Genomic DNA, 9,799 nt, shown 5'->3' with positions numbered 1-9,799 from the left:
ACGACCACTCGCGATTCGTCAGATCCCCCCGACCCATGCCCGAACCAACGAGCGACCGGTCAGAAGGTCACATGATCCGCCGGACAGGACCTAGCGGCCACCGCTCACATGCCCTGGATGAGCGGCTGCTCCGCCCAGATCACCTTGCCGTGGGGCAGATAGCGGGTGCCCCAGCGGTCGGCGAGCCGGGCCACCAGGAACAGGCCCCGGCCGCCCTCGTCGGTCATCGCGGCGTAACGGAGGTGGGGGGCGGTGCTGCTGCCGTCGAAGACCTCGCAGATCAGGGCGCGGTCGCGCAGGACGCGGACGCGGATGGGGGAGCCGCCGTAGCGGATCGCGTTGGTGACCAGTTCGCTGAGGATCAGTTCCGTGGTGAACGCGGACCCCTCAAGACCCCAGGCGCTCAGCTGCCGGGTGACCAGTGCCCGGATCTCACCGACCGCCACCGGATCGGCCGGCACCACCCACTCGGCCACCCGGTCGGCGTCCAGCGCACGCGTGCGGGCCACGATCACCGCGATGTCGTCGCTGGGTCGTTCCGGCAGACGCGCGTCGACCACCGCACGGCAGATGTCCTCCGGGTCGGGGCCCGCCCGTTCGAGGGTGGAGCGCAGGATCTCCAGCCCTTCGTCGATGTCCCGGGTACGGTCCTCGACCAGGCCGTCGGTGTACAGCACCAGCCGGGTGCCCTCGGGCAGCTCCACGTCCGCCGTTTCGAACGGCAGCCCGCCCAGCCCCAGCGGCGGCCCCGCCGGCACCTCCGCGAACTCGACCGTGCCGTCCGGGCGGATCAGCGCGGGCGGCGGATGACCGGCGCGGGCCATCGTGCACACCCGTGACACCGGGTCGTACACCGCGTACAGACAGGTCGCCCCGGTGACCGCCGCCGTCCCGTCGGCCGCCGTCTCGTCCTGGTCGATCCGGCTGACCGATTCGTCCAGGAGGTGCAGGAGTTCGTCGGGGGCCAGGTCCAGGGCCGAGAAGTTGTGGACCGCCGTCCGCAGCCGGCCCATGGTGGCCGCCGCGTGCAGCCCGTGCCCCACCACGTCGCCGACGACCAGCGCGACCCGCGCACCCGACAGCGGCAGTACGTCGAACCAGTCGCCGCCCACCCCGGACTGGGCCGGCAGATAGCGGTAGGCGATGTCGAGGGCGTTCTGCTCGGGCAGGGTGCGCGGCAGCAGACTGCGCTGGAGGGTGACCGCCATGGCGTGCTCGCGCGTGTAGCGGCGGGCGTTGTCGATGGAGACCGCGGCCCGCGCCACCAACTCCTCCGCCAGCGCCCGGTCCCCGGCGTCGAACGGCTCGGGCACCGTCCACCGCCAGAAGTTGACCAGGCCCAGGATCAGCGAACCGGCCCGCAGCGGCGCGGTGATCAGCGAGTGGATGCCGTACCGGAGGATCCGCTCGGTCAGCTCCGGGTCCTGCGCCTTCCAGCCCGGCGCGTCCCGCAGCCTGGGCTCCAGCACGGCCTGACCCGTCGTCAACGCGTTGGCCTGGGGCGACGACGGCACGAACCGGATGCTCCGGCCCACCGGATACAGCGGCGCGTCCCCGCGCACCCCGCTGAACGCGGCCCGCCGCAGCTCGGTGCCGGCCTCGGGCGGCTCACCGCCGAGCACCGCGTCGAACAGGTCGACGGAGACGAAGTCAGCGAACCGGGGCACCGCCAGTTCCGTCAGTTCCTCGGCGGTGCGGCTGACGTCCAGACCGGTGCCGATGGCCGCCCCCGCGTCGTAGAGCATGTCCAGCCGCTCGTGGGCCACTTCGGCCCGGCCGGACAGGGCGCGCAGCTCGGTGGAGTCCCGCAGGGTGGCCACGCTCCCGGCGGGGCCGCCGCGCAGGTCGGTGGGGCGCTGGTTGATGGCCAGCAGCCGGTCACCGACCAGCCGCACCTCGTCCGTCGCGACCCGGCCCGACACCAGCAGATCGGCGGTGTCGGGGGCCAGGCCCAGCGCGCTGACATGGCGGCCCTCGGCGTCCTCGGGCAGGTCCAGCAGCCGGTGCGCCTCGTCGTTGGCGAGCAGCAGTTCGCCCTCGCCGCCGACGATGGTCACGCCCTCGCGCACCGCGTGCAGCACGGCGTCGTGATGCTCGTACATCCGGGTCATCTCGCGCGGCCCCAGGCCGTGCGTCTGATACAGCAGCCGTCTGCTGACCAGCGCGGTCCCGCCGGTCGCCAGCGCCACCGCGAGGGCGGCGGCGAACAGCACCAGCGGCAGCTGCTCGTTGGCGGCGCCGCCGATGTGCTCGGCGGTGATCCCCGCCGACACCAGCCCGACCACCCGGCCGTCGGTCTCCTGAATCGGCACCACCGCCTGCACCAGCCGTCCCATCGTGCCGTCGATCTCCTCGGTCACCGGGTTCCCGGCGAGCGCGGGGGCGGTGGAGCCCACGAACCGCTTCCCGATCCGGTCGGGCATCGGATGCGTGTAGCGGACGCCGTCCCGGTTCATGACGACGATGAAGTCGACCTTCGCGGCCTTGCGCGCCGCCTCCGCACGCGGCTGGAGCAGCGCCGTCGGGTCCGGGGCGGTCAGCGCCTGGCGGGTGCCGGGCGCGTTGGCGAAGGTCTGGGCGACGGCCAGCGAGCGGTCGGTGGCCTCGTGGACGCTGTCGTGCCGCCCCTGGAGCAGCAGTGCCACCACGGCCGCCGCCACCAGCACCACCACTATCACGACCTGGAAGAGAAACACCTGGCCTGCGACGCTGCGTCCGCTCAGCGCCGAGCGCAGCGACGCGAGCCGGCCGGGCCGCGGTCGCTGCCCGGGGGCGGGCCGCCGCGGGGGTGCGGACTTCGGGGTACGGGCCACGGGTGGATCACCGGCTTCTTGGACGTGGCCGGGCGCACGCCGCGGGTGCACCGCACCGAGGCGACGGGGCTGCCGGGTCTTCCCGGCCCACCCCATGAGCCGGACCATGTGCCCTGTTTACACTCCCTCGCCCCGTGAGGCGAGAGATGTCACGCAGGGTCACCGGTTGGGTGCGTGCTCCGGTGGTGGGTGGGGTGGGGCCCACGGCTGTGTCCACGGCTGTGTCCACGGCTGTGTCCACGGCTGTGTCCGGGGCTGGGGCCGGTGCCGTGTCCGGTGCCGTGTGTGGCTTCGGGCTTTCGGGCGGGCGCGGGATCATGTGCGGGGCCGGTCGTCGGTGCGGCGATCCTCGGTGGCGCGGGTGTCCGTGCCGCGGCTGTCGGTCCGGGCGGCGTCCGTGTCGCGGTCGTCCGTGCGGCGGGCCGCGAGCAGCAGCGCGATGTCGTCGGGCCGGTCGGCGGTGTGCCGGGTCGCCGCGGTGAGCCGGTCGGCGACCGCCGCCAGCCAGCGGGCGCCCGGCCGGGCCGTGGGCGCTCCGCCGCGCGCGAGAGCCGTCCGCAGCGCCCCGATGCCGTCGTCTATGTCCAGGCCGGGCCGCTCCACCAGCCCGTCCGTGTACAGGGCGAGGATCGCGCCCGGCTCCATCGACACCTCCGCCACCGGATAGCGGGCGCCCTTGATCACACCGAGCACCACTCCGGCGGGCGTGTCCAGGCGGTGGGTCCGGCCGTCCGGCGCGCGCAGCAGGGGCGGGGGATGGCCCGCGCTGGCGATCCGGGCCCGGCCGGTGGCCGGATCGAGCCGTACGTAGCAGCAGCTGGCGAACTGGCCCGGGTCCAGGTCGATGAGCAGGCGATTGGTGCCGCCCAGCACCTCGTCCGGCGGCCGGTCGTCCAGCGCGAACGCCCGCACCGCGCTGCGCAGCTGCCCCATCGTGGCCGCCGCCTGCACGCCGTGCCCCTGGACGTCGCCGATCACCAGTGCCACCCCGTCACCGGCCTCCACCACGTCGTACCAGTCGCCGCCCACGTCCATGCCCTGGGTGCCCGGCAGATAGCGGCCCGCGGTCTCCACCGCGGGGTGCGCGGGCAGCCGGCGGGGCAGCAGCGCGCGCTGGAGGCCCCGGGCGAGCGCGGCCTCGGTCTCGTAGCGCTGGGCCTTCTCCATCGCGTGCGCGATCAGCCCCGCGAGTGCGGTGAGCACGGTCCGTTCCTCGGTGCTGAACCGGCGCTCCCGGTCGAAGCCGAGGATGCAGGAGCCGACCCGGCGGCCCGACGCGATCAGCGGCAGGAACGCGCGGGCCCCCTCGGTGGCGTCGATCGGTATGCCCGGATACGCGTCGGCGAGTTCCGGCATCGAGTCGAAGAACATCGGCCTGCCCGTGGTGAGGGTCTCGACGCCGGGCAGCCGCTCATCGAGATCCACCCCGTCGAACTGGTCGAGGAACCCCTCCGGGAAGCCCGCCTCCCAGGCCAGGAACAGATGCCGGTCCTGGAGCAGATAGATCGCCAGTCGGCGTCCGCCGAACGCGGGCAGCAGCTCCTGCATCACCACCGCCGACACCTGCCGCGCGGTCACCGCCTCCGTGAGCGCGATCGCCAGCACGATCGGCCGGTACAGCGGGACGCCCGGAACGGGAACGCCCACCGGGTCGGCGAACGACTCGTCCGGCGGCCCGGCCGGGCTGTCGGCGACCCGGTTCGACGGCACGACGGTGCAGGTCAGCAGGTCGGGCCCGGGGTAGACGGAGATGGCGAGCCGGTCGCCCTCGTAGCGGCGGGGGGCGCTTGCCGCGCGGTCACCCGCGTGGGCGGGGAGTGCGGAGGGGTGCGGCTCGTGCTCGTCGGCGGGGGAGTCGGCTGCGGCGGGCTCACTCCCGGGGGTGTGAGGTGTCGAGGCGTGCCGGTCATGCTCGTCGTGGTGCGGTGTGGATGGGTGTCGGTCACGCTCGTCGGCGTGCGGTGTGGACGGGCGCCGCCTTCCCCCGTACCCGTCGGGCGCGGACCGGTGCCGGTCCCCTTCGTGGCCATGAGGCGTGGGCGGGTGCCGGTCCCCCTCGTGCACCCCCGCCCCGCCCGGCCGCTCCACATGGAAATGCACCGGGTCCGGTGACAGCAGGGCCGCGCGGAGGTGGTCCTCGCAGGCCGGGTCGGCGAGCCAGGGCACCGCGTCCCACAGGCAGCGGCCGGTGAGGCGGGTGCGGTCCACGCCCAGGAGTTGCTCGGCGCGCGGGTTGACGTAGCCGATGACGCCCTGCCGGTCCACGCAGAAGACGCCCTGGGGGAGCCGGTCGGCGGCCTGGTCGGCCACCGAGCCCGCGTTGATGACCACGCCGTGCACGAGCCGTGAGCCGTCGGGCGGCCAGAGGTCCACCAGGCGTAAGGGGCCACCCGCGAGCCGTATCGGCAGGGGGTCGGCGGGCGGCTTGCCCTGCGCCGCGTCCCGCAGCAGCGCGGCCAGCCGGCGCGCGTCCGCCGCCGAGAACGCCGAGACGAGCGCCGCCTCCGTCTCCGGCGGGGGCTCGGACGGCAGCGCGAGCAGGGCGCGTGCGCCGTCGTCCACCGTCACGGCGCCCGACTCCGGGTCCCAGGTGAACCGGCCGGTCCGCGCGTCGGCGGGCCCCCGGGTCGGTGGCCGCGCGGACAGCGGCTCGGCGTCCCAGACGACGGCCGTCCCGGCGCCGGCCAGTCCGCGCAGCCGCTCGCCCAGTTCCTCGGCCAGCCGGGTCAGCCGGTCCCGGGGGACGAGCAGTCCCGTCGCGTCGGACATCGGCGGAAGCAGGGCCGTCAGGGCGCCGCAGACCTCCTCCGCCCCCGGCACCGGCACACTGATCACCCCGAACGGGAACGGCAGCGCGGCGGCGAACTGCGGATAGCGGCGCATCGTCTCCGTCGCGTTCGGCAGCACGACCTGGACGCCCAGCCGGAAGGTGTCGGCGATCGGCACCGGGCGATGGGTGTGCACCTGCCACCAGGGGCGGAACAGCGGCCCCGGCACACCCGACAGCGCCGCCAGCCGCAGTATGTCCCGGTCGGCGGAGCGCAGATACAGGCCCACGACCCGCGCGCCCACCGCGCCCGCCGCCTCCGCCGCCACCTCGGTCAGCAGCGCGGCCAGCCGGTCCGGCGTCCCGTGCGGGTCCTCGGCGCTCCCAGTCATCCGGTCCTACCTCGTCCCTGCGCCGCGCAGGCGACACAGCAAGAATGCGTCACCCGCCGCCGTGTCCGCACCCGGACGGGCCCAGCAGCCCGCCTCGGCCGCACGGCGCCGGTACCCCGTCCACCGCGCGGACGGTCACGCAGGATCCTCCAGCACCGGCGCCGGGGCCGGAAGACCTCGTACGGGGGGAGTGAGATCAATCGGGGGGCGCGGCGATCAGCCGCCCCGGCACGCCCGTGCCGCCGCCAGTGTCCGCCCGGCGTACGCCCGCCCGAAAAGCACCACATGGACCAGCAGCGGGAAGAGCTGATGCAGCGGTACGCGCTCCTGCCAGCCGTCGGCGAGCGGCGCCACCTGCTGGTAGCCGTCCAGCACGGCGTCCAGGTACGGGCAGCCGAACAGCCGCAGCATCGCCAGATCCGTCTCCCGGTGACCGCCGTGGGCGGCGGGGTCGATCACCCACGCGTGGCCGTCGGCGCCCCACAGCACATTGCCGTTCCATAGATCGCCGTGCAGCCGTGCGGGCGGCTCGGCCGGTCCCGCCAGCTCCGGCACCCGCGCGCAGGCCCGCTCGACCTCCCGCCCCTCCCCGGCGGTGAGCGTGCCCTGGTCGACCGCGTCGCGCAGATACGGCAGCACCCGTTCCCCGGCGTACCACCCGGGCCAGGTGTCGGCGGGACTGTTCCGCATGGGCGCCAGCCCGATGTACGCCGCTCGCGGCCCGCCCGGCGGCGGCGCCCCGAACGCGGGCGCGCCCGCGCCGTGCAGACCCGCCAGCTCCCGCCCGAACCGCACGGCCGCCCCGGCGTCGGGCACGCCCGTGGCCACCCGGTCGGTCACCAGCCACTGCCCGTCGCAGCCGTGCACGCGCGGCACCCGTACGGTCCCCGCGTCCGCCAGCCAGCGCAGCCCGGCCGCCTCGGCGAGCACCGCGTCCGGCCCCTCGCTCCGCTTGGCCATCACGAACCGCCCGTCGCCGAGGGCGGCTTCGGTGACCGCGCCCGACACCGCCCGCACCCGCTCGACGCTCTGTCCGGTCAGCCGCTCCACCACCGCCGCCACCCGCTCACCCCCGCTCACGATCCCCCGGCCCCCTCCGCTCGGCTCCCTGAGCGCTCGGCTCCCTGAGCCTCAGGGTAGGCAGCCGCACGGCCCCGGCTCCATGTACTCCGGCCCCGTCCCTCGCGCGTCGGAGCACGGGAGGTGCGAGGGGCGTACGGCGGATGCGCGCGGGGGCGTGCGGGCGGGAGAGGAACCGTAGTGCGGCAAATCCGCGCCAGGGGCTTGCCCGACGGTTGCATCATCACTTAAATCATGTCATGAACTAAGCACCGCACGGGTGAGGTGTCCGGACCGGGCCGGAACGCCGGAGCCCGCCGTGAGGTGCGCCGTGGGTACCGACACCGGCGCGCGCCCGACGCTCGTCGCGCAGCCGCAGCAATGCCGCAGGCCGTACCACCCGGTGAGCCGCACCGCACATCCGTACCCCGCCACACCCGCATTCCGCCACACCCGCACCCCGCCACACCCGCATTCCGCACACTGCACACCCGCATTCCGCACTCCCGCACACCCCTGCACATCACCGCAGAGGAGCCGCATGAGACTCACGAGACTCAGATGCCTGGGTGCCGCACTCGCCGCCACGGCGGCGCTCGTCACCCTGCCCGCGCGAGCCGCCGTCGCGGCCGAGGCGGCCGTCGCCTGTGACCCGGCCGACGCCGCGCGCGGCAAGCCCGCCTCCGCGTCCTCCGTCGAGCACGCGGGCACGCCCGCGTCCGCCGCGTTCGACGGGGACGCCGGTACCCGCTGGTCCAGCCAGTTCGCCGACCCGCAGTGGGTCCAGGTCGACCTCGGGTCGGTCAAGGACCTGTGCCGGGTCGACCTGCACTGGGAGACCGCGTACGCCCGGGACTTCACCCTCCAGACCTCCGCCGACGGACAGAACTGGACCACCCTGCGCACCGTCACCGGCGCCACGGGCGGTCAGGTCTCCTACGACGTCACCGGATCGGGCCGCTACCTCCGGGTGCACGGCACCGCCCGCGCCACCGGCTGGGGCTACTCCCTCTGGGACGTCGCCGTGCACACCACCACGGACGGCACCGGGCCCATCGAGGGCGGCGGCGACCTGGGCCCCAATGTCATCGTCGTCGACCCGTCCACCCCGAACCTCCAGCAGAGGTTCGACGAGGTCTTCACCCAGCAGGAGTCCGATCAGTTCGGCTCCGGCCGCTACCAGTTCCTGCTCAAGCCGGGCACCTACAACGGCCTCAACGCCCAACTCGGCTTCTACACCTCCGTCTCCGGCCTCGGTCTCAACCCCGACGACACCCAGATCAACGGGGACATCACGGTCGACGCGGGCTGGTTCAACGGCAACGCCACGCAGAACTTCTGGCGCTCCGCCGAGAACCTCGCCCTCACCCCCGTCAACGGCACCGACCGCTGGGCCGTCGCCCAGGCCGCGCCGTTCCGCCGGATGCACGTCAAGGGCGGCCTCAACCTCGCCCCGAACGGCTACGGCTGGGCCTCCGGCGGCTATATCGCCGACTCGAAGATCGACGGCACGGTGAGCCCGTACTCCCAGCAGCAGTGGTACACCCGGGACAGCTCCGTCGGCGGCTGGCTCAACGGCGTGTGGAACCACACCTTCACCGGTGTCCAGGGCGCGCCCGCGACCAACTTCGACACCGGCCCGTACACCACCATGGACACCACGCCGATCTCCCGCGAGAAGCCCTTCCTGTACCTGGACGGCTCCGAGTACAAGGTCTTCGTGCCCGCCAAGCGGACGGACTCCCGTGGGGTGTCGTGGCCGGCCAACGCGGGCGGTACGTCCCTGCCGCTGGACCAGTTCTACGTGGTCAAGCCCGGTGCCACCGCCGCCACTATCAACGCCGCCCTCGCCCAGGGCCTCCACCTGCTCATCACGCCGGGCGTCTATCACCTGGACCAGACGATCCAGGTCAACCGTCCCGACACCGTGGTGCTCGGCCTCGGTCTGGCCACGTTCATCCCGGACAACGGCATCGACGCCATGCATGTCGCCGACGTCGACGGGGTGCGGCTCGCCGGGTTCCTGATCGACGCCGGGCCGGTCAGGTCCGACACCCTGCTGCGGGTCGGTGCCCCGGACTCGTCCGCCGACCACGCCGCCAACCCCACCACCATCCAGGACGTCTTCATCCGCGTCGGCGGCGCCGGACCGGGCCTCGCCACCGACTCCATGGTGATCAACAGCGACGACGTGCTCATCGACCACACCTGGATCTGGCGCGCGGACCACGGCGAGGGCGTCGGCTGGGAGACCAACCGCGCCGACTACGGCCTGCGCGTCAACGGCGACGACGTCCTCGCCACCGGCCTGTTCGTCGAGCACTTCAACAAGTACGACGTGTACTGGAGCGGCGAACGCGGCCGGACGATCTTCTTCCAGAACGAGAAGGCGTACGACGCCCCGAACGCCGCCGCCATCACCCACGACGGCATCGTCGGCTACGCCGCCTACAAGGTCGCCGACACCGTGAACACCCATCAGGCGTGGGCGCTGGGCAGTTACTCCAACTACACCTCCGATCCGAGCATCGTCCAGCGCCACGGCTTCCAGGTCCCGGTGAAACCCGGGGTCCGGATGAACCATCTGATGGTGATCTCGCTCGGCGGCATGGGCCAGTACGCCCATGTCATCAACGACACCGGTTCACCCACCTCCGGCACCAGCACGATCCCCTCGAAGGTGACCAGCTTCCCCTGACCCCGCCCGTGGGGGGCGAGCCGCGCGCGCGGGGGGGGGGGGCGGCGCGGCGGGCCCGCCCGCCCGCCCC

Annotated in this window: 4 protein-coding genes; 1 reads left to right on the top strand and 3 read right to left on the bottom strand. The window is 73.8% G+C overall.

Translation table 11 applies throughout. The features are described 5' to 3' along the window. Positions 1-104: 104 nt before the first annotated feature. The 3 genes from ACFXAZ_RS38510 to ACFXAZ_RS38500 form a co-directional block, all read right to left on the bottom strand. Positions 105-2,921, bottom strand: coding sequence for a SpoIIE family protein phosphatase (locus ACFXAZ_RS38510; RefSeq protein ID WP_384601424.1), 2,817 nt, complete (start codon positions 2,919-2,921; stop codon positions 105-107). 207 nt (positions 2,922-3,128) lie between these two features. After that, a complete protein-coding gene (locus ACFXAZ_RS38505) occupies positions 3,129-5,972 on the bottom strand; it encodes a SpoIIE family protein phosphatase (protein WP_384601421.1) in 2,844 nt (947 codons plus the stop codon). A 216-nt stretch (positions 5,973-6,188) separates the two neighbouring features. After that, positions 6,189-7,052, bottom strand: a complete 864-nt coding sequence (locus tag ACFXAZ_RS38500; RefSeq protein WP_384601418.1) for a fructosamine kinase family protein — start codon at positions 7,050-7,052, stop codon at positions 6,189-6,191. A 520-nt stretch (positions 7,053-7,572) separates the two neighbouring features. Here ACFXAZ_RS38500 and ACFXAZ_RS38495 point away from each other — a divergent pair. Next, entirely contained in the window at positions 7,573-9,729 is a 2,157-nt protein-coding gene (locus tag ACFXAZ_RS38495) for a discoidin domain-containing protein (protein ID WP_384601415.1), read from the top strand. Positions 9,730-9,799: the final 70 nt, after the last annotated feature.

The organism is Streptomyces sp. NPDC059477 (assembly GCF_042749375.1).
Taxonomy (GTDB): Bacteria; Actinomycetota; Actinomycetes; order Streptomycetales; family Streptomycetaceae; genus Streptomyces.
The sequence above is the reverse complement of the archived record's forward strand: the minus strand, read 5'-3'. Positions and strand labels throughout refer to the sequence as shown.